At 73.2% G+C, this 23,337-nt stretch carries 25 protein-coding genes; 18 read left to right on the top strand and 7 right to left on the bottom strand.

What is annotated here, in order from left to right; genetic code table 11:
* Positions 1-148 precede the first annotated feature (148 nt).
* On the bottom strand, positions 149-1,861 hold the full coding sequence (locus tag ACF08B_RS18755; RefSeq protein ID WP_392318350.1) for an MFS transporter: 1,713 nt from the start codon (positions 1,859-1,861) through the stop codon (positions 149-151).
* 272 nt (positions 1,862-2,133) lie between these two features.
* Between ACF08B_RS18755 and ACF08B_RS18750 the strand changes: the two genes are divergently transcribed.
* Together ACF08B_RS18750 and ACF08B_RS18745 are read left to right on the top strand one after the other, a co-directional pair.
* Positions 2,134-2,955, top strand: a complete 822-nt coding sequence (locus ACF08B_RS18750; RefSeq protein ID WP_392318349.1) for a TetR/AcrR family transcriptional regulator — start codon at positions 2,134-2,136, stop codon at positions 2,953-2,955.
* A 117-nt stretch (positions 2,956-3,072) separates the two neighbouring features.
* Positions 3,073-3,504, top strand: coding sequence for a hypothetical protein (locus ACF08B_RS18745; protein WP_392318348.1), 432 nt, complete (start codon positions 3,073-3,075; stop codon positions 3,502-3,504).
* A gap of 533 nt (positions 3,505-4,037) precedes the next feature.
* Here ACF08B_RS18745 and rox read toward each other — a convergent pair.
* Positions 4,038-5,462, bottom strand: a complete 1,425-nt coding sequence (gene rox / locus ACF08B_RS18740) for a rifampin monooxygenase (RefSeq protein WP_392318347.1) — start codon at positions 5,460-5,462, stop codon at positions 4,038-4,040.
* Between the two features lie 188 nt (positions 5,463-5,650).
* Positions 5,651-5,974 (bottom strand): hypothetical protein, encoded by a 324-nt coding sequence (locus tag ACF08B_RS18735; protein ID WP_392318346.1) that lies wholly within the window; start codon positions 5,972-5,974, stop codon positions 5,651-5,653.
* Between the two features lie 173 nt (positions 5,975-6,147).
* Here ACF08B_RS18735 and ACF08B_RS18730 point away from each other — a divergent pair, with 173 nt between their 5' ends.
* The 3 genes from ACF08B_RS18730 to ACF08B_RS18720 all read left to right on the top strand — a co-directional run bounded on the left by ACF08B_RS18730 (position 6,148) and on the right by ACF08B_RS18720 (position 10,016).
* Positions 6,148-6,513 (top strand): transglycosylase family protein, encoded by a 366-nt coding sequence (locus ACF08B_RS18730; protein WP_093479603.1) that lies wholly within the window; start codon positions 6,148-6,150, stop codon positions 6,511-6,513.
* Between the two features lie 124 nt (positions 6,514-6,637).
* Complete coding sequence (locus tag ACF08B_RS18725) at positions 6,638-9,271, top strand: SpoIIE family protein phosphatase (RefSeq protein ID WP_392318345.1); 2,634 nt, start codon at positions 6,638-6,640, stop codon at positions 9,269-9,271.
* 109 nt (positions 9,272-9,380) lie between these two features.
* Positions 9,381-10,016 (top strand): AAA family ATPase, encoded by a 636-nt coding sequence (locus ACF08B_RS18720; RefSeq protein WP_392318561.1) that lies wholly within the window; start codon positions 9,381-9,383, stop codon positions 10,014-10,016.
* Between the two features lie 19 nt (positions 10,017-10,035).
* Here ACF08B_RS18720 and ACF08B_RS18715 read toward each other — a convergent pair whose 3' ends face one another.
* Both ACF08B_RS18715 and ACF08B_RS18710 read right to left on the bottom strand, forming a co-directional pair.
* Positions 10,036-11,109: an NAD(+)/NADH kinase gene (locus ACF08B_RS18715; protein WP_093695477.1), complete on the bottom strand. Its 1,074-nt coding sequence runs from the start codon at positions 11,107-11,109 to the stop codon at positions 10,036-10,038.
* Between the two features lie 297 nt (positions 11,110-11,406).
* Positions 11,407-12,204, bottom strand: coding sequence for a CAP domain-containing protein (locus ACF08B_RS18710; protein ID WP_392318344.1), 798 nt, complete (start codon positions 12,202-12,204; stop codon positions 11,407-11,409).
* A 505-nt stretch (positions 12,205-12,709) separates the two neighbouring features.
* On the opposite strand from ACF08B_RS18710, the gene ACF08B_RS18705 reads away from it, so the two are divergent.
* The 7 genes from ACF08B_RS18705 (at position 12,710) to pqqB (ending at position 18,450) form a co-directional block, all read left to right on the top strand.
* The gene (locus tag ACF08B_RS18705; RefSeq protein ID WP_392318343.1) at positions 12,710-12,847 is read left to right on the top strand and encodes a hypothetical protein; all 138 of its coding nucleotides are present in this window, start codon (positions 12,710-12,712) and stop codon (positions 12,845-12,847) included.
* A gap of 87 nt (positions 12,848-12,934) precedes the next feature.
* Positions 12,935-13,243, top strand: a complete 309-nt coding sequence (locus tag ACF08B_RS18700) for a DUF2795 domain-containing protein (RefSeq protein WP_392318342.1) — start codon at positions 12,935-12,937, stop codon at positions 13,241-13,243.
* A gap of 139 nt (positions 13,244-13,382) precedes the next feature.
* Positions 13,383-14,888, top strand: a complete 1,506-nt coding sequence (locus ACF08B_RS18695; protein ID WP_392318341.1) for a purine-cytosine permease family protein — start codon at positions 13,383-13,385, stop codon at positions 14,886-14,888.
* Positions 14,885-15,442 carry a cysteine hydrolase family protein gene (locus ACF08B_RS18690; RefSeq protein ID WP_392318340.1) on the top strand — a complete coding sequence of 186 codons (558 nt, stop codon included), beginning with the start codon at positions 14,885-14,887 and terminating at the stop codon, positions 15,440-15,442. Before ACF08B_RS18695 ends, ACF08B_RS18690 begins: the two co-directional genes overlap by 4 nt.
* A gap of 298 nt (positions 15,443-15,740) precedes the next feature.
* On the top strand, positions 15,741-16,139 hold the full coding sequence (locus ACF08B_RS18685) for an SseB family protein (RefSeq protein ID WP_392318339.1): 399 nt from the start codon (positions 15,741-15,743) through the stop codon (positions 16,137-16,139).
* A 231-nt stretch (positions 16,140-16,370) separates the two neighbouring features.
* A complete protein-coding gene (locus ACF08B_RS18680) occupies positions 16,371-17,543 on the top strand; it encodes a hypothetical protein (protein WP_392318338.1) in 1,173 nt (390 codons plus the stop codon).
* 10 nt (positions 17,544-17,553) lie between these two features.
* A complete protein-coding gene (gene pqqB, locus ACF08B_RS18675; RefSeq protein WP_392318337.1) occupies positions 17,554-18,450 on the top strand; it encodes a pyrroloquinoline quinone biosynthesis protein PqqB in 897 nt (298 codons plus the stop codon).
* Here the strand turns inward: pqqB and ACF08B_RS18670 are convergent.
* Both ACF08B_RS18670 and ACF08B_RS18665 read right to left on the bottom strand, forming a co-directional pair.
* A complete protein-coding gene (locus ACF08B_RS18670) occupies positions 18,447-18,860 on the bottom strand; it encodes a MarR family winged helix-turn-helix transcriptional regulator (protein WP_392318336.1) in 414 nt (137 codons plus the stop codon). The two genes, pqqB and ACF08B_RS18670, sit on opposite strands and share 4 nt — an antisense overlap.
* A gap of 74 nt (positions 18,861-18,934) precedes the next feature.
* Positions 18,935-19,285 carry a VOC family protein gene (locus ACF08B_RS18665; protein WP_392318335.1) on the bottom strand — a complete coding sequence of 117 codons (351 nt, stop codon included), beginning with the start codon at positions 19,283-19,285 and terminating at the stop codon, positions 18,935-18,937.
* A gap of 324 nt (positions 19,286-19,609) precedes the next feature.
* Here ACF08B_RS18665 and ACF08B_RS18660 point away from each other — a divergent pair, with 324 nt between their 5' ends.
* The 6 genes from ACF08B_RS18660 to ACF08B_RS18635 all read left to right on the top strand — a co-directional run bounded on the left by ACF08B_RS18660 (position 19,610) and on the right by ACF08B_RS18635 (position 23,149).
* Complete coding sequence (locus ACF08B_RS18660; RefSeq protein WP_392318334.1) at positions 19,610-19,906, top strand: ArsR family transcriptional regulator; 297 nt, start codon at positions 19,610-19,612, stop codon at positions 19,904-19,906.
* 80 nt (positions 19,907-19,986) lie between these two features.
* On the top strand, positions 19,987-20,946 hold the full coding sequence (locus tag ACF08B_RS18655) for an SMP-30/gluconolactonase/LRE family protein (protein WP_392318333.1): 960 nt from the start codon (positions 19,987-19,989) through the stop codon (positions 20,944-20,946).
* Positions 20,947-21,023: 77 nt separating this feature from the next.
* Complete coding sequence (crcB, locus tag ACF08B_RS18650; RefSeq protein ID WP_392318332.1) at positions 21,024-21,485, top strand: fluoride efflux transporter CrcB; 462 nt, start codon at positions 21,024-21,026, stop codon at positions 21,483-21,485.
* Positions 21,482-21,862 (top strand): DUF190 domain-containing protein, encoded by a 381-nt coding sequence (locus tag ACF08B_RS18645; protein WP_392318331.1) that lies wholly within the window; start codon positions 21,482-21,484, stop codon positions 21,860-21,862. The genes crcB (ACF08B_RS18650) and ACF08B_RS18645 overlap by 4 nt, the downstream gene beginning before the upstream one ends.
* Entirely contained in the window at positions 21,859-22,233 is a 375-nt protein-coding gene (gene crcB, locus ACF08B_RS18640; protein WP_392318330.1) for a fluoride efflux transporter CrcB, read from the top strand. Before ACF08B_RS18645 ends, crcB (ACF08B_RS18640) begins: the two co-directional genes overlap by 4 nt.
* Before the next feature lie 79 nt (positions 22,234-22,312).
* Positions 22,313-23,149: an undecaprenyl-diphosphate phosphatase gene (locus tag ACF08B_RS18635; protein WP_263277245.1), complete on the top strand. Its 837-nt coding sequence runs from the start codon at positions 22,313-22,315 to the stop codon at positions 23,147-23,149.
* The last annotated feature ends 188 nt before the right edge of the window (positions 23,150-23,337 follow it).

The raw sequence follows: 23,337 nt of genomic DNA, 5'->3' as shown, positions 1-23,337 counted from the left end.
GGGCTTCGTTCCCCCAGCTCAGCTTATGGGGCACGGCGGTCGGCACCGTCGGTAACCGGACGGCCCGGCAGCACCTGGGAAGGAGCCGCCGGGCCGTCGCGGTCGCCGAAGCGGTGCCGGTGCCGGGCCGATTCCGGTGCGGGCGGGCTCAGTGGGCCCCGGCCACCTCGGGACGGGCGTGGCGCGGCAGGAGGAAGGCGAGCAGGAAGGTGAGGGCGAGCATGCCGTCGACGATCCACAGCACCGTCTTCATGACCGATCCGAAACCGCTCTGGAAGGCCGACGAGGCGGTGGCCTTCAGCGCGCCGGGTATCCGGGCGGCGGCCTGCGGCGAGGTCACGGCCGACCGGGTGTCCTTCTCCAGGCGCACACAGGACGCCGGGGTCGCGGCGGGGTCCTTGGCGACGGCGCGGTCCGAGGCGCAGGCGCGCAGGTCCGCGACGAGGCGGTCCTGGGTGGCGGGCGCCACGTGCGCGGCGGCCAACTGCCCCCGCAGACCGGCCGAGTGGTGGTCCACGGCGGTCGCGATGCCGCCGCCGAGGAGGCCGAAGAAGGCGGTGCCGAGGACGGCCACGCCGAAGGCGCCGCCGAGCTGCTGCATCGCGGTCATCGTGCCCGAGGCCGAGCCCGTCTCGTGCTGCTCGACACTGGCGAGCACGATGTCGAAGAACGGCGCCATGAGCAGGCCCATCCCGATGCCGGTGAGGAGCAGGGACGGCAGGAGCTGCCAGGGCCCGACGCCCGAACCCACCATGTCGAGGGTCAGCCACACGCCGAACACGCCGACAGCCATGACCAGCGCGCCCGCCTGGAGCACGGCCCGGCCGAAGCGGGCCACGCCCTGGGCGATCCCGAAACCGACGATCATGCCGCCCGACCAGGGCACCATCACCAGTCCCGCCTTCAGCGGCGAGTAGCCGAGGCCGAGCTGGGTGTACAGGTTGAAGACCAGCATGAAGCCCTGCATGGTCGAGAAGAAGACGAGTCCGAGCGTCATACCGCCGCTGAAGCCGCGCTTGCGGAACAGGCTGGGGACGACCAGCGGATCCCGGCCGGCCCTGCTGCGGCGCGCCTCGTACCAGGCGAAGGCGGCGAAGACGGCCACCGACGCGGCCATCATCGCGAACGTCCATCCGGGCCAGTCGTACTCACGGCCCTGGACCAGCGGGAAGATGACGAGCAGGGCGGCCAGCGAGACCAGCAGCATGCCGGGGATGTCGAGGCGCGGACGGTGCTCGGAGCGGCCGCGCGGCAGATAGCGCAGGGCACCGAGGAAGGCCGCGGCACCCAGCGGCAGGTTGATCAGGAAGATCATCCGCCAGCCGGTGCCGAAGTAGTCGGCGTCGACCAGCCAGCCGGCCAGGATGGGCCCGCACACCGCCGACAGTCCCATGACGGGGCCGAACAGCCCGAAGGCCTTCTGCGACTCCTGCGGCGGGAACATCTCCTTGATCATGCCGAGTCCCTGAGGCAGCATCACCGCGCCGAACAACCCCTGGACGACGCGTGCGCCGATCAGCATCTCGGGCGACGCGGATATCGCGCACAGCAGCGAGCCCACGGTGAAGCCGGCGGCACCGACCAGGAACATCCTGCGGCGACCGTGGATGTCCCCGAGCCGGCCGCCGGTGACGAGGCCGACGGCCATCGAGAGGGTGTACGCCGCCGCCAGCCACTGGAGGGTGGAGGCGCCGCCGCCCAGGTCGGCCCGCATCGAGGGACCGGCGATGTTCGTGACCACGGCGTCGAGGAGATCCATGACCTCGGCCGCGAGGATCACGAAGAGCGCGGCCCAGCGCCACCGGTAGGGCGCCGGGGAGTCGGTGGGCGCCTCGGCGGACGCTACACCGGTGGTGGACATCGGAACTCCTCGCGGAAGGGCCGCGCGCCGCGAGGGTGCGGGCGCGGGGATGGACGGAACGTGGCTCAGAACACTGTTCACCTTAACAGAACAGTGCTCACCCGGAGAACGCTGTTCATCAAGATATAGCGCATACGGTGGAGGCGAACAAGATATATCGCGTGTCGAGGGGCGGGTAGGGCTCCGGGTCGTGCGCCGCCCGCCGCCGGGCTCCGGGTCGTACGCCGCTCACCGGCGGAGAACACTGTTCTCCCGGCGCCTAGACTGAACGCATGACCGACGCGGACGCCGCCACCCCCGCACCCCTTCCGCCGTCCCCCTGGGAGCGCGAGCGGCCCACTCGCGAGCGCACCGCCCCGGCGCGCGCACCGCTGTCGCGCGAACGGGTCGTGGAGGCGGCCTTCACCGTGCTGGACCGGCAGGGACTCGACGGGCTGTCGATGCGCCAGGTGGCCGCCGAACTGGGCGTCACGGTCTCCGCGCTCTACGCCCACGTCAGCTCGAAGGACGACCTCCTGGAGCTGATGTACACCCGGCTCTTCGACGGCTTCGAGCTGCCCGAACCCGACCCCGAGCGGTGGCGCGAGCAGCTTCGGGACTTCGCCCGCTCCGTCCGGCGGCGCCTGCTGTCCCACCGGGACATGGCCAGGATCTCCATGGCCCACGTCCCCTTCACCGCCGAACTGCTGCCGCACGTCGAGTCGTTGCTCGCCGTCTTCCGCACCGCCGGACTGCCCGACCGCATCTCCGCCGAGGCCGGCGACCTCATCTCCACCTACATCGACGGGTTCGTCCTGGAGGAGGGGATGTGGCAGGACCGCGCCGCCCAGCAGCACACCGGCGCCTCCTCCCTGGCCCGCCCCGACTGGCGCGAGATGGCCGACGAGATGCAGAACTACTTCGCGTCCCTGCCCCCCGACGACTTCCCCCACCTGCGCGCTCTGTCCGGGCTGATGGTGACGGACTCCTCCGACGAGAGGTTCGACATCGGCCTGGAGATCATCCTGCGTGGCCTGGCGAGCTACCTGCCGGAGACCCGGGCCGAGGGCGGCCACCCGTCGGAGACGGGGGGCGAGGAGGGCCCGGACGCGTGAGGCGCCGCCCGCGAGCGCGGGCACGGGTGCGGGATCGCGGGCGGGAGCCGGGTGGGACGGGGACGGGAACGGGAGGCCCCAGGGTGCTGGAGTAGTTCTCTCCAGGAGGAGTCTCCAATGAAGCATCCCCCGGACCGGATCGACGTCGCCGTGGGGCTACGCCGTGTCCTTCAGGACCTGTCCGCCGTGGAACGGTGGGCCGAGGATGACGCCGGGGCCGCGCCACCCGAGCCGTACGCGGACGAAGAACCGTGGGACGGGCCGGAGTTCAGCGTCGAGACCGTCAGTGACAGCAGCATGCACACCGTCGTGGACATCACTCTCCGGTGCGGCCGCGACCGGTCGCTGCCCGGCCGGGACCGGCCGGGCGAGGACGAGGTCGCGGCGCTGCGCTCCACCGTGCGGGCGCTGCTGGATCTCGCGGGCGTCGGCTCCGGCCGTGCCTGGACCACCGTCGTGCTGACCGACCGAGGTCCACGGGTCGTCAGTTGCCGCCTCGACGCCGGCGAGACCGTGTTCGCCCGCGAGCCCGTACCCGGACGGGACTGAAGGGAGGGACAGGTCAGGTCGGGAGGAGGGCGGGCCCCCGGCGCGGTGAGCCGGCCGGCCGAGGGCCGCAGGCAAGGCGGGCAGCCGGAGCGCGGGCGAGTGCCCGGCGACGGGTGCCGTCCGGCGAGCGGGAACGCGCGTGCGACACCAGTGGCCCGTCATGGCACCGGTACCGGCCGCTCGGTACCGGCACCGGCGTCAGGCGTGCGCCGCCCCGCGCGCAAGGGCCGCCCGAGTGCGGTGTGCCCGCTGTCGGCACCGGGCCTGAGCTGCCGTTACCGTCCGCCTTCCCGGACCGGTCCGGCAGGCGGTATCGACGTGGGAACGGTCCGGGAACGGGCCCCGGGAGAGTTCGTGGTGTCGGGAAGAGGGACCGGGAGAAACCCGGGGACATCACCTAAAGGGGATACGCACGACATCCGCGGCGGGCCCCCACCGGTAGCACCGGAGCCTTGACCCGAAGCACCCGCGAGGGCCCGGCCCGGCACGCCGTCAGGCGGCTGCCGGGCCCCGGCGGGACCCGCCGCCGAGCGTCAGCGGGCGGGCCGGCCGAACCAGCGGCGGAGCTGGCCGTCCAGGTCCCGCTGCTCGTCGCCGATCCAGGCGACATGGCCGTCGGGGCGCAGCAGGACGCACGGCACATCCAGTGCGGCGGTGGGATCCGCGAGGTGATCGACCCGGTCCGACCAGCCCCCTGGGGTCAGCCGTCCGGTGCGGTCCAGCAGCAGTCCGCGGCCGTGACGCAGCAGATCGTAGAGGCGGCCCCGGGCCACGTCGATGTCACGCAGCCGGCGGCCGAGCAGATCGGGGCCGTCGCCGAAGTCGTAGCGGACGCCGACGGCGGTGATCTTCTCGATCAGACGGCGGTTCACCTCGTCGAGGTCCATCAGTTCGGTGAGCAGCCGGCGCACCGCCCGCGGGCCCGGTTCGGTGGACAGCAGTTCCATCTGGGCGCGCGTGTTGTCCAGCACGTCCTCGGCGACCGGACGACGTTCGGCCTGGTAGGTGTCCAGCAGTGACGCCGGCGCCCAGCCGCGGATCCGTGCCGCCAGTTTCCAGCCGAGGTTGAACGCGTCCTGGACACCGAGGTTGAGGCCCTGCCCGCCGGCGGGCGGATGGATGTGTGCCGCGTCACCGGCCAGCAGCACCCGCCCGACCCGATAGCGTTCGGCCAGCCGGGTGGCATCACCGAAGCGGGACAGCCAGCGCGGGGAGTGCACGCCGAAGTCGGTTCCGGCGACCGCCCGCAGCCGTTCCCTGAAGTCCTCCAGGGTGGGCGGTTCCGCGCGCTCACCGACCGCCGCCCCGGGGACCACGACGCGATGTACCCCCTCGCCGAAGGGCCTGAGGCTGAACGTCCTGTAGGTCTTGTGGACTTCGGCGACCTTGGCGGCGATCTCCGCCTGCGGCACACCCACTTCCATCTCACCCATCAGCGTCTCGGTCCGCGAGGGCTCGCCGGGGAAGCCGACGCCGAGCAGTTTGCGCACGGTACTGCGCCCGCCGTCACAGCCGACGAGATAGCGCGAGCGCAGCCGTTCGCCGTCGGCCAGTTCGACGGTCACACCCTCGTCGTCCTGCCGGAGGCCGGCCACCGCACCACCGCGCCGGACCTGCGCGCCCAGTCGCCTCGCCTGCTCTTCGAGCAGGCGAACGACGACCGGCTGCGGGATGCCCAGCAGATAGGCGTGCGCGGAATCCAGGTCCTTCGGCGCGGGTTTGTCGATGGCGGCGAAGAATCCGCCGGCCGGACGCCGCCGCCCGTGTTCGAGCATGCGGTCCAGCAGCCCGCGCATGGCCATCAATTCGATACTGCGCACATGCAGACCGACCACGCGGGCGAACGACACGGGCTCGGTCTCCTTCTCCAGAACGAGTACCCGCACATCGTGCAGCCGCAGTTCAGCGGCCAGCATCGCGCCGGTCGGCCCGCATCCGGCGATGATCACGTCGAACATAGGTGTTGCCTTTCGGGAGTGCCTCGTGGGCGGGGCACTCCCGGCGACACCTACGTCGATCGCCCGACCGTGACGGACAGGGGGAGCACCCACAGCGATACAGCGTTCATGGGTCTCACCTCCTCGGGCGGTGTCACGGACAGCCGCAAGCTACAAGCCCGGCCCTCACCCCGTCCAACCCTTTTCGGTCAGCGCGAGCTGAAGACCGGGGTCCAGCGGCCCGGGTGGTCGGCACTCGCCCCGCGGAAGCCGCTCAGGGGCACCACTTCGTCGCTGCCGATCGTGACCAGCAGCAACTGGTTGCGGAACTCCCCCTTGCCGGAGCACTTCTCGGGATCGCACCCCCAGGCGATGAGACGGTCGTCGTCGGCCCAGGCGAGGAGTTGCTGCACCGGCACGGTGGTGGTCTGCCGGCCGGTGTGCGGGTCCAGGATCGCGGCGGCGACCGTCGTCCCGTGGCCCGCGAATTCACCCGCGAGGCGCTTGCCGTCGGGCGAGAGACCTGCCGTCATGTCGGCGGGGCCCTTGTCGTCCCCGGTGGCCTCCGTGGCCCACCCCTGTGCCCCCGATGACGCGTGCCACCGCGCCTCGCTGTGCCTCCCGTGATGACCAGGGACGGGAAATTTCCCGCGACCCCGCAGCGCGCCATCACTACGAGATGTAAATGCTATGTAACAGTCTGTGCATGTTGCGTCCCAACCCCTTCACTGTGACCGGGAGCCGTCGCACCTCTCCGCGAGGACTGCGCACGGCTTTCCTCTCCCTGTCCGCCGTCGCGGCCCTCGCCACCGGGCCCACGGCGACCGCCCTGCCCTTCAGTCCTTTCGGTGCCGACTGGGACTCCATCGCCGCGTGCGAGTCCGGGGGCAACTGGCGGGCGAACACCGGCAACGGATACTTCGGCGGGCTGCAGTTCAGGCAGTCCAGCTGGGTGGCGGCCGGCGGTCTGAAGTACGCGAGCCGGGCCGACCTGGCCACGCGCAGGGAACAGATCGCCGTGGCCGGACGTCTGGCCGCCATCCAGGGAATGTCCGCGTGGGGCTGCGCCTGAGCGGCGCCGCGTGCCGCGCCCTCGGCCGGGAAGGCCGCGGGTAGGGCGGGTACCCCGGTGGCCGGGAGGACCGGACACCCGGCACGTGCCTTTCCGTCCCTGATTCCTGGGTACACCGGTGCGTATGGACGGCCCGGCTCCCTCGGAGGCACCGTCGCGGCGGTTTCCCCCGCGGCCGGAAAGCGTCGTGTCGGCCCGGCGATTCGTACGGTCGGCGCTGGCCGGCACCGCACCGGACGTGGCCGAGACCGCCGAGCTGCTGGCCGGGGAACTCGTGACCAACGCGGTCCTGCACGCGCGTACCGAGGTCGAGGTCCAGGTGGACCGCGCCGCGGACCGGGTGCACGTCGCGGTCGCCGACCGGCGGCCGGACCGCGGACCGATACCGCACGCCTGGCTGCCGTACGCCGGCACCGGACGCGGACTGAAACTGCTGGAGGAGCTGTCCGCCATCCACGGCGTCCGCATCGGCGACAGCGGCAAGACGATGTGGTTCGAGCTGTGGCCGGACACGCCGGTGCCGCCGTCGTCCCCCTGGGACACCGTGCCGTCGGCCGGCCGTACCGTCACGGTCGCCCTGATCGACCTGCCCTACGCGCTCCACGCGGCGGCACAGCAGCACCGCGAGTCCCTCCTGCGTGAGCTGGCCCTCGTCTCCTTCGCCCCGGCCGCACACACCCTGCCCGGCGACCTGTCGAGGCAGGAGCTCCTCACCGCGCTGGACACGAGCAACTTGATCAGCGCCTGTACCGCGGCCGCCGTGCAGGAGGAGGCCCCGGACAGCTCCACCCTCTGCCTGCGGGTGGCGTTCCCGGCGGACGCCGGGCCCGCCGTGGCCGCCCTGCGCCTGACACTCGACCTGGCCGACTCCGCGGCCCAGCAGGGAAGCCTCCTCACCCTTCCCGCGCTGCCGCAGGTGCGGTCCTTCTGCGGCTGGCTCTTCGACCAGATCGTCGGCCAGCTGTCCGGCGGACCCCCCACCGCCTGGACGCTCTTCCCCAACGCGCCGAGCGCATCCTCCACCGAGCTGGCGCCGTGGGACGCCGCCGACGTGGAGGCGAGCACGGTCCCGACGATCGCCGCCGACGACGGCAACCGCATCATCGCGGTGAACGCCGCCGCGGCGCACCTGCTGGGCTGGCAGCCGGACGACCTCGTCGGACGCCGGCTGACCGTGCTCATCCCCGAACACCTGCGGGACCGCCATGCCGCGGCCTTCGGGTCCCTGCTGCTCACCGGGCAACCGCGCATCCTCGGCCGCTCCGTACCGCTGCCCGCACTGCACCGGGACGGCCGGCTGATCCCCGTCCGGCTGCGGATCCAGACCCAGGAGGCCCTGGACGGCCGTACCGTGTTCGTCGCCCAGCTGGGTGCCCGCACGGCCCCGGCCGCCCCGCCGGGCGGCGACCACACCGGCCACCACGCGATCCGGCCGCAGCCCGGCCCCCCGCACCGGCCGGCCGTGCGGGCAGGGGCCGGGAGTCCCTACGAGGGCGACGCGACGCTGAACCGGCTGAGCCTGCTCGTGGACGCCACCAGCGCGCTCACCAGCACCCTGGACCTGACCGAGGGCCTGCACCGGGTGTGCCGGGTCCTGACCCGGCAGCTCGCCGAGTGGTGCGTGGTCGAACTGCTCGGCGAGCACCAGCGGGTGGAGCGGGTCTGCGTCGTCCACCGCACGCCCGAGGCGCTGAGGCCGGGGGTACGGCTGGGCGCACTGCCGCCGATGTCCGAGGAGACCGGGGGACCACTGCCCCGGGTGCTGCGCGGCGCGGGCCCGTTGCGGCTCGCGGACGTCTCCTCTTCGGCACGGCTCGGCAGCCCGCTCGACGAGAGCCAGGAGGAACTGTTCGAGCAGCTGGGGGCCCGGACCGCGATCATCGCCCCGCTGCGGGCCCGCCGGGAGGTACTCGGCGCCCTCACCCTGGTCCGCGGCCGGGACGACCCGCCGTTCACCGACGACGACCTCCCGCTCGTCACCGACCTGGTCCGCGGCATCGCCCTGGGCGTCGACAACGCCCGCCTCCACGAGCACACCCGGCGCACCTCCGAACGCATGCAGCGCGCGCTCCTGCCCCACCTCCCGGACGTCGACCACCTGGAACTCGTCGCCCGCTACGCCCCGTCCGGGACGGACGCGCAGATCGGCGGGGACTGGTTCGACGCCTTCGTCCTGCCCAAGGGCGACACGGCCCTCGTCATCGGCGACGTGACCGGGCACGACCTGCAATCGGCCGTCGCCATGAGCCAGTTGCGCAACCTGCTGCGCGGTATCGCCGTGGACCGGCAGGAACCCCCCGCGGAGGTCGTGCACCGCTTCGACCTCGCCTGCCACACCCTCTACCCGCACGCCACCGCGACGTGCGTGTACGCGGTGGTCAAGGGCCCGGAGGGCGGTCCGTGGGAGCTCCGCCACTCCTCGGCCGGGCATCCGCCGCCGCTGCTGACCACCGAGCAGGGTGACACCGGCTACCTCGACGGGGGAGCCGGACCGTTGATCGGCCTCGACCCGAACCTGCCCCGCGTCACCGCCGACGACCCGCTGCCGCCCCGCTCCACGCTGCTGATGTTCACCGACGGCCTCATCGAACGCCGGGGGGAGTCCTTCGGGGACGCCATGACCCGGCTGCGGCAGCACACCGCAGCCCTGGCGCGCGCCCCGCTCGACGTCTTCTGCGACGAGCTGGTCCTCGGCCTCGGCACCGACACCACGGACGACATCGCCCTGCTGGCCCTGCGCACCCCACCACCGGGCTGACCGGGCGCACCGGCCGACGCGGGCCGCGCGCACACCCCGTTGACGGGCCGTCGCGGTCCTGTACTAGGTTCCTTCCGGAACGCATCCGGTGAGGTGGGGGGTATCCGTGGTGACTGGGCCGACGTCCGCCGATCCGGCCGACGCGACGATTCCGGACACTCCCGCGGGCGGCACGGTCGTGCTGCTCAACGGCACGTCGAGTTCGGGGAAGTCCAGCATCGCCCGCGCCCTGCTCGACGTGCTCGACGGAACGTGGTTCCACCTTCCCGTCGACGCCTTCCACGCCATGCGCTGCCACCGACCCATCGCCGACGAGGACCTCCAGGCGGAGATCGACCGCACCGTCAAGGGCTTCCACCGCGCGGTCGCCGGGATGGCCGCGGCGGGCAACAACCTCGTCGTGGACCATCCGCTGAGCCGTCGCTGGCGGCTGACGGACCTCCTCGGCCTGCTCGACCCTGCGGACACGGTCCTGGTCGGCGTCCGCTGCCCGCTGCCCGAACTCCGGCGGCGCGAGCGCGAACGCGGTGACCGGCAACCGGGACTGGCCGCACTGCAGTACGACCACGTCCACGCACACGGACTGCACGACCTCGACGTCGACACCAGCCGGCTCTCCCCGGAGGAATGCGCCCTGCGCGTCCGGGACTTCCTGCCGCACCGGCCCCGCCCCACCGCCTTCGAACAGCTCCGGCCGGCCCTGCTGACGCCGCCGGAGCCCGTCGGGACGGGGAGACTGCGATGACCGCGAGGAGTGGCGCGGGTCAGGGCCGCCAGGACGCGTCCTCGGGGGCCGGCGGCAGGGCCAGGTGGGCCAGGTCCCCGGGCGGGGGCGTGGTCACCGGCCACAAGGGCGCGGCGGTGCCGTCGGCCAGCGCGGCCGGCGCGTCGGTGAGGTTCATCCGCTCACGCAGCCGGCCGTAGAAGTCCATCGGACCCAGCCGGACCGCCTTGAGCCGTCGCGGAGCGGCGTACACGCCGATCCAGTCCCCGGGGCTCAGCACCCCGCGCAACTGGCCGTCGATGCTGACGGCGGCCTGTCCGGACCGCTCCAGCACCCGGAAGGCGATGGGCTCGTCCGGGGCGGCCACGACCGAGCGGTTGAACACCATGTGCGGGGCGACCGGTGTGAAGACCAGGCCCTCGGCGCGGGGCGAGACGACCGGACCGCCGGCGGCGAAGCTGTAGGCGGTGGAGCCCGTGGGCGTGGCCACCAGCAAGGCGTCGGCGGAGTAGGAGGCGAGGAGCCGGCCGGCCAGGTAGACCCCGACCGACACCTGCCGGTCCCGGGCCAGCTTCTCCAGGACGACGTCGTTCAGCGCGGTGACGTTCAGGGCGACACCCCAGTCGCTCCCCGTCTCGCACTCCACGCGCACACGGGGCGGCGGCAGCATCGGACCACGGCCGTACCGCAGCAGCGTCTCCACCTGTGCGGGCACCTCCAGCCGGCACGAGGCCCGCATGGTGAGCAGCATGCGGCTCTCGACGGTGATCCGCTCCCCGAGCACCGCGTCCAGCGCCGCGCGCACCGCCTGCGCGGGCACCTCCGTCAGGAAGCCGACCCGGCCCAGGTCGACGCCGAGCACCATGGCGTCGTTCTCGGCGGCCAGCCGCGCACCGCGCAGGAAGGTGCCGTCTCCGCCGAGCGTGACGATGAGGTCGGGATCGCCCGCGGCGTCGACCTCCTCCCGCGCGCTGTGCCGCGAGCCCTCCTGCCACACGTCGATGTCGGTGCACCCCACGGCGTGCTCGGCGCACCACTCGTGCACGGCTGCCGCGGCGGCCACCGCCTCGCCGCGGCCGCCGTGCACGACCAGACCGACCCGGTTCACCGTCATAGCCGCCTCCCAGCCGTCGCTCCGCACCGACCGTCATCCTCGTCGGGGACCGGGTCGTCCCGGCGCGCGCCACGCCGCCGGCGCCGCGGCACGACGACGGCCCGGGAACCGGGTGACGTACCCGCACGCAGGCAGGAAGAGGAACATCCACGAAGTCGGGCCCGTCACCGGGAACGCCCACACGGCGCCTGACGTCCGCCCCGCACCCATGGCACGACGGCGCCCGCCGGGCGCGGCACCCTGTCGGTGCCGCGCCCGGCGCCCGCCGTCACGTCCTGCTTCTCCCGGGACCGCGGCTCACCTGGCCGTGCCGAAGTCCTGGGTCCAGTAGCTGTTCGGCTGTGCGAGACCGACGCCGATCTCCTTGAACGAACAGTTGAGGATGTTGGCCCGGTGCCCCGGGCTGGACATCCAGCCGTCCATGACCTGCTCCGGGGTGGAGTAGCCGTAGGCGACGTTCTCGCCGTAACTGCTCCAGGTGTAGCCGGCGCGCGTGATGCGGTCGCCCGGGGCCGATCCGTCGGATCCGGTGTGCGACATGGTCTGGTGGGCGGCCATGTCCGCGCTGTGCGCCTGTGCGGCCTTCGTCAGGGTCGAGTTCAGCGTCAGCGGCTGGCAACCGGCCTTCGCACGCTCGGCGTTGACGAGCTGCACGATCCGGGCGGTGACCCCGGACGCCGTGGCGGTCGGCTTGGGGGGGCTCGGTGTGGAGGGCGCCGCGTGGGCGGCCGGGGCCGTGGGGGCGGCCGGAGCCGCCGGAGCGGTGGGCACGGTGGCCCGAGGCGCGCTCGGAGCGGTGGTGCTCCTCGGCTCTGGTGCCTCGGCCTTCTTCGGCGCACTCGGACGGGCGGTGGCCGGGGGCGCGGACGGCGCGGAGGACTGCGGCGCCGCGGGGAAAAAGTTGCGGTGGTGATGCCTGTGGGTGTGGTGCCACTGTGCCACGGGCGTACTCGTCGGGGCGGCGTACGACGGCTCCTGCGCGCCGGACGGCCACTCGGAGCACGCCAGGGCGACCGACGGCACGCCCACGGCTCCGATGGCGGCGGCGGTGATGACTATCCGCCGGTAGTGCTGCTTCCTTCGATGCTGGCCCATACGTCAACCTCACTCGGTGATCGCCGAGCGCTCATTCTCAGGACGGCCTCACAGCGAGCGCAAAGTGGTCCATCCACTACCGCGCTTCGTAGCTGTGCGCGCCCCTTGCCAGGCGTCGTCGGAGATGTGGGGTTCGCGTCCGCGACGTTTGCGAACTGCTGTCGGTCCGTCAGGAACGCGCAAGCGGCACGGATTGCGGAACGGTGTCGGGCCGCTGTCGCGTGGACCCCGGCGAGCCGCTTGCGACGCCAGGCAAGACGGACAAATCCTTTATGTCGGCGGAGCGGTATCTACTAACCGTGGCGCCTAGTCGCCGCCGGGGCTGTGAGGGATGTCACCGCCGGGTCCTGCAACCCCTCCGCGAAGAGGCGGCTCACGGCCCGCCCGGTGGACGCGGACGCGTGCATTCCGCCCCGGGTCCGGCATTCCGGGCGGCGGTGGGGCGCGGGCGGGGTGGGTACCCGGAGCTGGACGCCGAGAACGGACGAGGAGCGTGGGAGGCCCCATGAGTGAGAGCACCCCTTCCCAGGCCGAGGGCGAGCGGGACGGTCCGGAGCCGGCTCAGCCGCCGCGCACCACTCCGTCGCAGGCGGAGGGCTCCGACACCGACGAGCAGGACGTCGGGGACGCGCCCGGGGAGTGACAGGGGCGCGGTCCGCCCGGCACCGGCGCCGGGATCGAGTCCGGCCGGTGTCGGACGAGGTGAACGAGGAGACAGGAGGTCCCCCGCATGACCCGTACCAGCGTCCCCGAAGTGCTGCACGCGCTGAAGGGCGTCACCTACCCGGCCGACAGGGACCGGCTGGTCACCGCCGCGCGCGAGGCCGGCGCGTCCGGCGGGGTCGTCACGGCCCTGCGCGGCATCCCGGCCGAGGAGTACCCCAGCCGCGAGGCCGTGGCGAGGTCGGTCCGGGCGGACCCGGACCCGGATCCCGGCCGCCGCCGCACGCAACGGGCGCGGCACGGCGGCAAGCCCGGCCTCTCGCAGCATCTGAGGGAGGAGCCGAGGACACCGATCCAGGAGGAGTTCGGCCGCTGAGCCGACTCAACTCCACCCACGAGTAGCCCAGTTGCTCGGTCGGTGGTCATGTTCTTGACGCTCTCCGGGCACCGACCTAGCGTGAGCACACTTGGCATGATCGGACAGGTCCGGACAGGCAGGGCAGGTGGGCGCCGCGATGACCCGACCGCAGGACTCCGGTGACGAAGGACCCGCCGACCGTCCCCTGCGGATGGAGACCCACGGGCTCGACGTGATCCGGGACGCGGAACGCAAGGGCACCCCCCGCACGCTGTTCTGGCCCTGGTTCGGCGCCAACGTCTCCGTCCTCGGGCTCAGCTACGGCGCCTTCGCCCTCGGTTTCGGCATCTCCTTCTGGCAGGCGCTCGCCGCCGGCGTGCTCGGCATCGTCGTCTCCTTCCTGCTGTGCGGCTTCATCGCGGTCGCCGGAAAGCGCGGCTCGGCACCCACGATGGTGCTCAGCCGAGCCGCGTACGGGGTGCGCGGCAACCGGCTGCCCTCCCTCGTCTCCTGGATGCTCACCGTCGGCTGGGAGACGGTCCTCACCGCGCTCGCCGCCATGGCCACCGCCACCGTCTTCGGGCGGCTCGGCTGGGGCGGGGGCACCGGGACCCAGGCGGTCGCGCTCGCGGTGGTCGCCGCCCTGACCGTCGTCGGCGGGGTCATGGGCTTCGACCTGATCATGCGGCTGCAGACCTGGATCACCCTGATCACGGGCGTGCTCACCGTCGTCTACATCGCCCTGGTCGCCGACCACGTCCACTGGGGCACGGTCCGCGCGCTCCCGTCCGGCTCCGCCCAGCAGCTCATCGGCGCGCTGGTGTTCATGATGACCGGCTTCGGCCTCGGCTGGGTCAACGCGGCCGCCGACTACTCCCGCTACCTGCCCCGCAGCTCGTCCGGCCGGGGCGTGATCGGCTGGACCGCCTTCGGCGCCTCCGTCGCCCCGCTGCTCCTGCTGGTCTTCGGTCTGCTGCTGGCCGGTTCCTCGCCGGAGCTGAGCAAAGCCGTCGCGGCCGACCCCATCGGCGCGCTGACGACGATCCTGCCGACCTGGTTCCTCGTGCCGTTCGCCGTGGTCGCGGTGCTCGGCCTGGTCGGCGGGGCCGTCCTCGACATCTACTCCTCCGGCCTGGCGCTGCTCTCGGCCGGCCTGCGGGTGCCCCGGTACCTGGCCGCGCTGGTGGACGGCGTCCTGATGATCGCCGGCTCCGTCTACATCGTGTTCTTCGCCGACGACTTCCTGGGCCAGTTCATGGGCTTTCTCACCACCCTCGGCGTCCCCATCGCCGCCTGGTGCGGGATCATGCTCGCCGACCTGGCGCTGCGCCGCCGCGACTACGACGAGGGCGACCTGTACCGACCGCACGGCCGCTACGGCGACGTCCCCCCGGCTCCTCTCGTGCTCACCCTGACCGCGACGGCCGTCGGCTGGGGCCTGGTCACCAACACCGCCGCCGACTGGCTGACCTGGCAGGGCTACCTCCTCGGGCCGCTGGGCCTCGGCGGCAAGGACGGCGCCTGGGCGTACGCCAACCTGGGCGTCCTGGCGGCCCTGGTCCTCGCCTTCCTCGGCACCCTGCTGCTGAGCCGGGGCCGGGTGCGCGAGCAGGAGACGCAGGCGCCCGGCCCGGCCCCGGACGAGGGGACGTACCGCACATGACCCCCGTGCCCGGCCTGCTCGCCGTCATCGACATGCAGCGGGTCTTCGCCGACCCCGCGAGCCCCTGGGCCGCGCCCCGGTACGCCGACGCGGCGGCCGGCGTACGGGCCCTGCTGCCGGCCTTCGCCGGACGCGTCACCTTCACCCGCTTCATCGCTCCCCGTGAGCCGAGCGGCGCCTGGCGCGCCTACTACGCGCGGTGGCCCTTCGCCCTCCAACCGCCGGACGCCGGGCTCTGGCAGCTGACCGACGGGTTCGGGGACCACGCCGAGCATGTCGTGGACGCCCCCACCTTCGGCAAATGGACCCCGCGACTCGCCGCACGCCTCGCCCCGGACGAGCGTCTGGTCCTGGCCGGCGTCAGCACCGACTGCTGCGTACTGTCCACCGCCCTGGCCGCCGCCGACGCCGGCACCCGGGTGACGGTCGTGGCGGACGCCTGCGCGGGCGTCGACGACGACTCCCACCTCAGGGCCCTGCGGGTGATGGCGCTGTACGGACCGCTGATCGAGATCACCACCGTCCCCGACCTGCTCGCGGAGTCCGGCCCCTGAGCACCGCCCGCCCGGGTCAGGTGCGCCCCGTGCCCCGGTGGAGGTCCAGGCGGGCAATCCGGACACGGTCCTCAACGCCCGCGTGCTGCGCCACGGCGACTACGCCACGGACGGTCACCACCGCTGGTCGAATCTCACCATCCCCGTCCCACCGGAACCGGCGTCCCCATCCGTCCCCCACGGGACCTCCCGGCGATCCTCACGCATGCCCCGGACCCCCTTGGGTACGCGAGGCGGAGCACGCCCGGCCCCAACCGTCCGGGTGGCCCGTACGACCGCCGCTACCAGGGGACCTGCCATGGAGACACCCGCACACGACGACCTGCCCACGCCGGCCCAGCAGGCGCTGGACGCGCTGACCCTGAACGCAGAGGACCAGGCCGCCCTGGACACCCTCGCCCACACCGACGTGCTCGTGCCGGTGCCGGACGACGCCGTGGACGGCGAGGGTGCCGACGCCACCACGGTGGCGCTGCCCGTCCTGGAACAGCCCGACGGCGACCCGGTCGTCCCGGTGTTCACCTCGGAGGGCGAGATGGCCGAGCTGCTGCCGTTCGTCTCGCGCTACCGTCTGATCCCGCTGGGCGCGCTCGCCTCGCAGTGGCCGGAGGAGGACCTCTCCCTCGCCATCGACGGCAGCTCCGCCCACGCGCTGACCCTGACCTCACGGGGCGTACGCACCCTGCTGGCCCGCTGACACCGCGGGGGTGAGCGGCGCCGACCTCCGCTCACCCCGTGCGGTGATCCCCCGATCACCGAGAGCCACACGGTAGGCGCAGCCGCCCCGTCCGGCTCGCCGAATCGCGCGGTGCCTGTCCGCTTCCCGCACCGCATCGCCCCGGGGCCGCGGGAGCCGCCACCGGCACCCACGCCCTCGCCGCGGCCGCGAAACCCGGGGTGCGGGCACTCGCGGCGCCAGAATGAGCGCATGGCATTGATCTCCGGCGTGGCCGGGGCCCTGATCCTCGCATCGGTGCTGAGCAGCATCCTCCGCACCCTCGTCGTGCCCCGGGGCCTCTACTCCGGGCTCGTCTTCCGTCTGTGGTGGCTGCTGCGCCGCGCGCTCCGGCTCGCCGCCCTGCGCGGCGGCTACGACGCCGTCGACCGCGCGCAGACCTGGCTCGCCCCGCTGATGCTCATCGGCATGCTCGCCGGCTGGCTGGCGGGTGCCCTGCTCGGATACGGGCTGCTGCTGTTCGCCCTGTCCCCGCTGTCCTGGGCCACCGCGTTCCAGGAGGCCGGCTCCAGCCTGTTCACGCTCGGTTTCGCCAGCGGCGCCCGGCTGAAGCTGTCGGTGATCGACTTCATGGCCGCGGCCACCGGGCCCGTCCTCATCGCCCTCCAGATCGCCTACCTGCCCACCCTCTACGCCGCCTACAACCGGCGCGAACTGGAGGTCACCCTGCTCCAGGCACGGGCCGGCGAGCCCGCCTGGGGGCCGGAGATCCTCGCCCGGCAGTGGCTGGTCGAGACCGAGACCGCCCTGCCCGAGCTGTACCGGGCCTGGGAACGGCTCGCCTCGGACATGGGCGAGAGCCACTCCACGTACCCGATCCTGCTGACCTTCCGCTCCCCGCGCCCGCACCGCAGCTGGCTGGTGGGACTCGTCGCCGTCATGGACGCGGCGGCCCTGCAGCTCGCCCTGGACCCGCGGCTCGCCCCGCCGGAGGCCCGGCTGGTGCTGCGCGCCGGATTCACCGCCCTGCGCGACATCGCCCGGGTCCTGCGCATCCCCTTCGACGTCGACCCGTCGCCCGCGGCGCCCGTCCGCCTCACCTTCGCCGAGTTCGAGGCGGCGGTGTCCATGCTGGCGACGGCCGGGTTCCGCGCGCAGTGCTCACCGAAGGACGCCTGGCCGCAGTACCGGGGCTGGCGGGTCAACTACGAGGCGATCGCCTACGAGCTGTGCCGCCGCTGCGACGCCGTACCGGCCCTGTGGACCGGGCCCCGTGACTTCGGCGGCGAGCCGATCCCGCCGCGGCGCCCGGCGGACCGGCGGCCCGGCGAAGGACGGCCGGATCTGCCCCCCGTCCAGGGGTGGCACCCGCCCCTCGGCAGGGAAGATCCCACCGGGAGAAATGAAGGGAATCCGGGCGAATGAGAAGGAGCCGATGGCCGTGAGGGTCGTCCTGTTGGGCACCGCCGCCGGCGGCGGCTTCCCGCAGTGGAACTGCGCCTGCGGGCCGTGCTCCGCGGCCCGTGGCGGCCGGTTGCCCTCCCGGACCCGTGAGTGCGCCGCCGTCACCGGCAACGGGCGCGACTGGTGGCTGCTGAACGCCTCACCCGACCTGCGCACCCAGCTGGCCGCGACCCGTGCCCTGTGGCCCGGACCCGGTCCGAGGGACACGCCGGTGCGCGGGGTGCTGCTGACCGACGCGGAGTACGACCACGTCACCGGGCTGACCGAGCTGCGCGGGGCGACGGGCCTGAAGGTGTACGCGGCCCCGCCGGTGCGGGCGGCCCTGGCACCGGCACGGGCCGCCCTGGATCGCCACACCCCGTGGGAATGGCCGGACAGTCTCGCCGACGGCGGCTTCGTGCTGGCCGGCGGGCTGGTCGTCACGGCCCGTCCGGTGGGCGCGAAGGTCCCCGCGTACGTTCCCGTGCAGGCACCGCTGCCCGAGCGCGCATGGGTGACGGCGTACCGCATCGAGGATCTGGCCAGCGGGGGAGTCCTGCTCTACGCCCCGTGCGTCGGTGCCTGGAGCGCGGAGCTGGACGACCTGTGCGCCGAGGCCGACTGCGTGCTGGTCGACGGCACCTACTTCGCGGCCGAGGAGGGGGGTACGGCGGTCCGGGCCGGCGCCGGGCGGGCCGCCGGGACCCATCTGCCGGTCACGGGCCCGGGCGGCACTCTCGGCGAACTCGCCCGCCACCTCGGCGCACGCCGGATCTACACCCACCTCGGGCACACGAACCCCCTGCTGGACCCCTCCTCGCCGGCACGGGCGCGGGTCGCCGCGGAAGGCGTCGAGGTCCTCGCGGACGGGACGGAGCTGGTGCTCTAGGAGCGGGGCGCGGAGCCCTCCTGCTCGGCCAGCATGTGCTGGAGCACCGCCCGCTGGAGCGGCAGCACCCGGGCGTGCAGCTCGCGGCCCTTGCGGGTGAGGGCGACCCACACCCCGCGCCGGTCCTCCGCGCACACCGAGCGCTCCACCAGACCGTCCTTCTCCAGCCGGCCGATCAGCCGGGACAGCGCGCTCTGGCTGAGATGCACCCGCCCCACGAGGTTCTGCACCCGGCACTGGTCGCCCTCGGCGGACGACTCGGACGCCAGGATGTCCAGCACCTCGAAATCGCTCGCGCCCAGCCCGTGCGGGTGCAGCGCGCGGTCGATCTCGCACATCGTGCGGGCGTGCACCGCGAGGATGTCCCGCCAGCGTTCCTCGAGCCGGGCGTCGGCCGTCTTGACTGCCATATCCGCACGGTAGCACCGATCCGGCCAATCATTGAGTGTGCAACTAGTGCGCTGCGCAGAGGGCCGCGCGAGCCTCAGGCCGCGGGGTCCTGGAGCAGCCCCACCAGGTTGCCGTCGGGGTCCTTCACCGAGGCGACGAGCCGGCCCCCGCCCACGTCCTGCGCGTCCTGGAGGAGCTCGGCACCGGCCGCCAGCAGGGCCGCGAGCCGTCCCCTCAGATCCGTCACGTGCCAGTACGGCACCGGACCGGTCATGCCCTTGGCGTGCCCGTTCGGGTCGAGACCGACGTCCTGCCCGGCGGCCTTGAACCCCACGTAGTACGGCTCGTCCACATACGGCTCGACGCCGAGCAGGGCGGCGAACAGGGGCTTGGCCCGCTCCAGGTCCTTCACGGGGTAGATGATCGTCTGCACGCCGGCGGTCATGGCACTCACTCCTTCTGAGCTGCGGGAACCGACGGATTCCCCGTCGGTGCTCCCAACGTAGGGCCGGGAGGCCCGCCACGGCTTCTTTGATCCTGACCGGTTGGCGCCCCCCGTCGTCGTCCGGCCACCGCCGCACCGCCCGGGCAGGCGACGGCAGCGGTGTGCGGCCGGGCCCTCCCCGTGTTTCCGGGGGGTGCCGCCCGCCTTCCGGTCGTACGGCCGTTCGGTACCGGACAACGGTCGCGGACTGCCGGACGCGACGGGGCCGGCCGCGCCACAGTGGGAGCAGCGTGTACGAGGAGGCCGGGGACGGAGGGCGGACGGATGATGGGCATTCCCTCGGGCCGCGTACGGCAGACCATCCTCGAATGGCTCAAGGACCCGGCGGCCCACTTCCCGGCCGCGGGCCGGTGCCACCCCGCCGACACCGGCGTCACCGGCGTCACCGCCGGGGCCGTCGCCGCGAAGCTGGGCGTACCGCGCCGGACCGCCCTCGCCCACCTGGACCTGCTGACCCGCCTGGGCCTGTTGCGCACACGGCGGTTCCACTGCCGTACGTACTACCGGCGCGACGAGGTCCGCATCGCCGAGGTGGCCCGCATGTTCGAAAAGGGCTGGTGAGCGTCGAGTCTCCCGGGAACGCGGTCCCGCCCGCCGATCGACTGCCAGGATGGGCCGACCGACGGCGAAGGGCATCGCACATGGACCGCTCCACGGAACTCGTCCCGCTGCACTACGTCTCCCTGGGCGCCCGCGGCCCCGAGGACGTGGTGGCCGACGCGCAGGGGCGCGTGCTGACCGGAGTGGAGGACGGGCGGATCCTCCGCGTCCACCACCTCGGCGACCGGCTCACGGCCCGGGTGGAGGTGCTGGCCGAGACCGGCGGCCGCCCCCTCGGGCTCGAACTCCTCCCGGACGGCGGCCTCCTGGTGTGCGACGCCGAGCGCGGACTGCTGCGCGTCGACCCGGAGGACGGCATCGTCCGCGTCCTCGCCGACTCGGTGGCGGGGGAGCGGCTCCGCTTCTGCAGCAACGTCGTCGCCCTGTCCGACGGCACCGTGTACTTCACCGTCTCCAGCCGCCGCTACTCCCTCGGCCAGTGGCTGGGCGACATCGTCGAACACACCGGAACCGGGCGGCTGCTCCGGCTCGCCCCCGGGTCCCGCGAACCAGAAGTCGTGCTGGAGGGACTGCAGTTCGCCAACGGGCTCGCCCCAAGTGCGGACGGCTCCTTCCTGGTCGTCGCCGAGACCGGCGCCCGCCGCCTCACCCGCTACCACCTCACCGGTCCGCGCGCCGGGCACACCGACCTCTTCGCCGCCCTCCCCGCGATGCCGGACAACCTCTGGCGGGAGGGCCCCGACGGGCCGATCTGGGTGTCCCTGGCCGGCCCCCGCGTCCCCCCGCTCGACCTCCTGCACCGCGCCCCGGCCGCCGTCCGCTCAGCCGCCGCCCGTGCCGCCGTCCACGCGCCGTTCCGGCCGGGCCGGACCGTCGGCGTACTGGCCGTGGACGACGGCGGCCGGATCCTGCACCACCTCACCCGCCGCAGCTCCCGCTTCCGCATGGTCACGAGTGTCTGCACGGCCGGCGAGCACCTGATCCTCGGCAGCCTCTGGGAGCCCGGCGTCGCGGTGTGCGCGCGGCCCGCCGCAGGGTAGGCGGGCCAGGTCCGGCGGTACCCTGGTGCCCGGCCGTGATCACCCGTCGGGGCAGCCCGAACAGGAGACGTACGAGCATGACAGCCCCGGAAGCAGAGAACGTCCGCGTCCGCCCCGCGCCCCGGCGGCGGTCCGAGTGGCGCACCCAGGCACCCGTCGTCGCGGTGGTCGCCGTCGGCGGTGCCATCGGCGCGTCGGCCCGCTACGGGCTCACCCTCGCCTGGCCCACCCCCGAGGGCGGCTTCCCCTGGGCCACCTTCCTGACCAACGTCGTCGGCTGCGCCGTGATCGGTGTGTTCATGGTGCTCATCACCGACGTGTGGGCCGCCCACCGCCTCGTCCGCCCGTTCTTCGGCACCGGCGTGCTCGGCGGGTTCACGACCTTCTCCACCTACGCCGTCGACATCCGCAGGCTCGTCGGCGCCGACCGCCCCGGCCTGGCGTTCGCCTATCTCGCCGCGACCTTGGTCGCGGCCCTCGTGGCGGTGTGGCTCGCTTCGGCCGCCGCCCGCCGGGTGCTCATCAGGAGGCAGCGATGACGTCACTCACCGGCCGCGCCCTCAGGCTGACCGTCTACATCGGCGAGGACGACACCTGGCACCACAAGCCCCTCTACTCCGAGATCGTGCACCGCGCGCACGCCGCCGGACTCGCCGGGGCCAGCGTCTTCCGGGGCATCGAGGGCTTCGGCGCCTCCTCCCGCGTCCACACCTCCCGGCTGCTGTCCCTGAGCGAGGACCTGCCGGTCGCGGTGGTCGTCGTGGACACCGAAAAACGGATCCGGGCGTTCCTGCCGCAGCTGGACGAGCTGGTCCGCGAGGGCCTCGTGACGCTGGACGAGTGCGAGGTCGTCCGGTACGTGGGCCGCCCGCCGGGCCCGGACGAGGCGGATCCGAAGGGTGAGAATTCGTTGTGAACTGGCTGCTGGTCATCGCGGGTGCCGTGGTCGGCGCCCCCCTGCGCTACCTCACCGACCGGGCCGTCCAGGCCCGCCACGACTCGGTCTTCCCCTGGGGCACCTTCGTGGTGAACGTCACCGGCTCCCTGATCCTGGGCACACTCACGGGCGCGGTCGCCGCCGGGGCCGCGGGCCCGCATCTTCAGCTCCTGCTGGGCACGGGCCTGTGCGGGGCGCTGACGACGTACTCGACCTTCTCCTACGAGACCCTGCGGCTGACCGAGGCCGGTTCCGGCCTCTACGCTGCCGTGAACGTCGTCGCGAGCGTGGTGGCGGGCCTCGCGGCCGCCTTCGCCGGGGTCGCCCTCGCCGGTGCGCTCTGGGCCTAGGCGGCTCGCGCACGGCCGGGCATAGTGAGTACTGTCTACAGCATTGTCGACCAACTACCTCTTTTCAGAACTGGATCCCATGAGCGCCATCTCCGTCGGTCAGGCCGTCGTCCTCGGGGTAGTCGAGGGGGTGACCGAGTTCCTCCCGGTGTCCTCCACCGGCCACCTGAAGATCACCGAGGGGCTCATGAACATCCCCGTCGACGACAAGTCGGTCGTCGGCTTCTCCGCCGTCATCCAGGTAGGCGCCATCGCCGCCGTGCTCGTGTACTTCTTCAAGGACATCAAGCGGATCGTCTCCGCCTGGTTCCGCGGTCTGACCAACCGCGAGGAGCGCTACCACCACGACTACAAGTTCGCCTGGTGGGTGATCGCCGCGACCATCCCGATCGTCGTGGTCGGCCTCGCGGCCAAGCCCCTGATCGACGGCCCCCTCGCCTCGCTCTGGGTGGTCGCCGGCTCGCTGATCGCCGGCTCGGGCGTCATGTGGGTGGCCGACCAGATGGGCCGCCACAAGCGCGGCGAGGACGACACGTCCTTCAAGGACGCCATGTGGGTCGGCTGCTCCCAGATCCTCGCCCTGCTCTTCCCCGGCTTCTCCCGCTCCGGCGCCACCATGTCCACCGCGCTCATCCTCGACCTGGACCGCGTCGCCGCCACCCGCCTGTCGTTCTTCCTCGGCATTCCGGCCCTGACCGGCGCCGGCCTGTACGAGCTCAAGGACGCCCTCGGCGCCGGTGTGGGCGCGGCCCCGCTGGCCGTCGGCACGATCGTGTCCTTCGTGGTGGCCTACGCCTCCATCGCGTGGCTGCTGAAGTTCGTCGCCAAGCACTCCTTCAACGCCTTCGTGATCTACCGCATCGTCGTCGGCGTGCTCCTTCTCGGCCTGCTCGGCACCGGCACGCTCAGCAGCTGAGCCGGCCCGCCGCCCACCCACGGGGTGGGGGGCCCCCCCCCCCCCCCCCCCCCCCCCCCCCCCCCCCCCCCCCCCCCCCCGGGCGCCCACCCCCCCCCCCCCCCCCCGCCCCGCCCCCCCCAACCAACCCCCCCACACCCACGCCCGCCACCGCAACCCCCCCCCCAGCCACCCGCGCACCCACCCCC

Origin of the sequence: Streptomyces sp. NPDC015139, from assembly GCF_043079785.1 — a bacterium.
In the GTDB taxonomy this organism is placed as follows: Bacteria; Actinomycetota; Actinomycetes; order Streptomycetales; family Streptomycetaceae; genus Streptomyces; species Streptomyces albidocamelliae.
The sequence above is the reverse complement of the archived record's forward strand: the minus strand, read 5'-3'. Positions and strand labels throughout refer to the sequence as shown.

Coding starts and splice junctions, on each gene's coding strand:
- ACF08B_RS18755 (WP_392318350.1), bottom strand. CDS start 1,861: ATGTCCACCACCGGTGTAGCGTCCGCCGAGGCGCCCACCGACTCCCCG.
- ACF08B_RS18750 (WP_392318349.1), top strand. CDS start 2,134: ATGACCGACGCGGACGCCGCCACCCCCGCACCCCTTCCGCCGTCCCCC.
- ACF08B_RS18745 (WP_392318348.1), top strand. CDS start 3,073: ATGAAGCATCCCCCGGACCGGATCGACGTCGCCGTGGGGCTACGCCGT.
- rox (WP_392318347.1), bottom strand. CDS start 5,462: ATGTTCGACGTGATCATCGCCGGATGCGGGCCGACCGGCGCGATGCTG.
- ACF08B_RS18735 (WP_392318346.1), bottom strand. CDS start 5,974: ATGACGGCAGGTCTCTCGCCCGACGGCAAGCGCCTCGCGGGTGAATTC.
- ACF08B_RS18730 (WP_093479603.1), top strand. CDS start 6,148: ATGTTGCGTCCCAACCCCTTCACTGTGACCGGGAGCCGTCGCACCTCT.
- ACF08B_RS18725 (WP_392318345.1), top strand. CDS start 6,638: ATGGACGGCCCGGCTCCCTCGGAGGCACCGTCGCGGCGGTTTCCCCCG.
- ACF08B_RS18715 (WP_093695477.1), bottom strand. CDS start 11,109: ATGACGGTGAACCGGGTCGGTCTGGTCGTGCACGGCGGCCGCGGCGAG.
- ACF08B_RS18710 (WP_392318344.1), bottom strand. CDS start 12,204: ATGGGCCAGCATCGAAGGAAGCAGCACTACCGGCGGATAGTCATCACC.
- ACF08B_RS18705 (WP_392318343.1), top strand. CDS start 12,710: ATGAGTGAGAGCACCCCTTCCCAGGCCGAGGGCGAGCGGGACGGTCCG.
- ACF08B_RS18700 (WP_392318342.1), top strand. CDS start 12,935: ATGACCCGTACCAGCGTCCCCGAAGTGCTGCACGCGCTGAAGGGCGTC.
- ACF08B_RS18695 (WP_392318341.1), top strand. CDS start 13,383: ATGACCCGACCGCAGGACTCCGGTGACGAAGGACCCGCCGACCGTCCC.
- ACF08B_RS18690 (WP_392318340.1), top strand. CDS start 14,885: ATGACCCCCGTGCCCGGCCTGCTCGCCGTCATCGACATGCAGCGGGTC.
- ACF08B_RS18685 (WP_392318339.1), top strand. CDS start 15,741: ATGGAGACACCCGCACACGACGACCTGCCCACGCCGGCCCAGCAGGCG.
- ACF08B_RS18680 (WP_392318338.1), top strand. CDS start 16,371: ATGGCATTGATCTCCGGCGTGGCCGGGGCCCTGATCCTCGCATCGGTG.
- pqqB (WP_392318337.1), top strand. CDS start 17,554: ATGGCCGTGAGGGTCGTCCTGTTGGGCACCGCCGCCGGCGGCGGCTTC.
- ACF08B_RS18670 (WP_392318336.1), bottom strand. CDS start 18,860: ATGGCAGTCAAGACGGCCGACGCCCGGCTCGAGGAACGCTGGCGGGAC.
- ACF08B_RS18665 (WP_392318335.1), bottom strand. CDS start 19,285: ATGACCGCCGGCGTGCAGACGATCATCTACCCCGTGAAGGACCTGGAG.
- ACF08B_RS18660 (WP_392318334.1), top strand. CDS start 19,610: ATGATGGGCATTCCCTCGGGCCGCGTACGGCAGACCATCCTCGAATGG.
- ACF08B_RS18655 (WP_392318333.1), top strand. CDS start 19,987: ATGGACCGCTCCACGGAACTCGTCCCGCTGCACTACGTCTCCCTGGGC.
- crcB (WP_392318332.1), top strand. CDS start 21,024: ATGACAGCCCCGGAAGCAGAGAACGTCCGCGTCCGCCCCGCGCCCCGG.
- ACF08B_RS18645 (WP_392318331.1), top strand. CDS start 21,482: ATGACGTCACTCACCGGCCGCGCCCTCAGGCTGACCGTCTACATCGGC.
- ACF08B_RS18635 (WP_263277245.1), top strand. CDS start 22,313: ATGAGCGCCATCTCCGTCGGTCAGGCCGTCGTCCTCGGGGTAGTCGAG.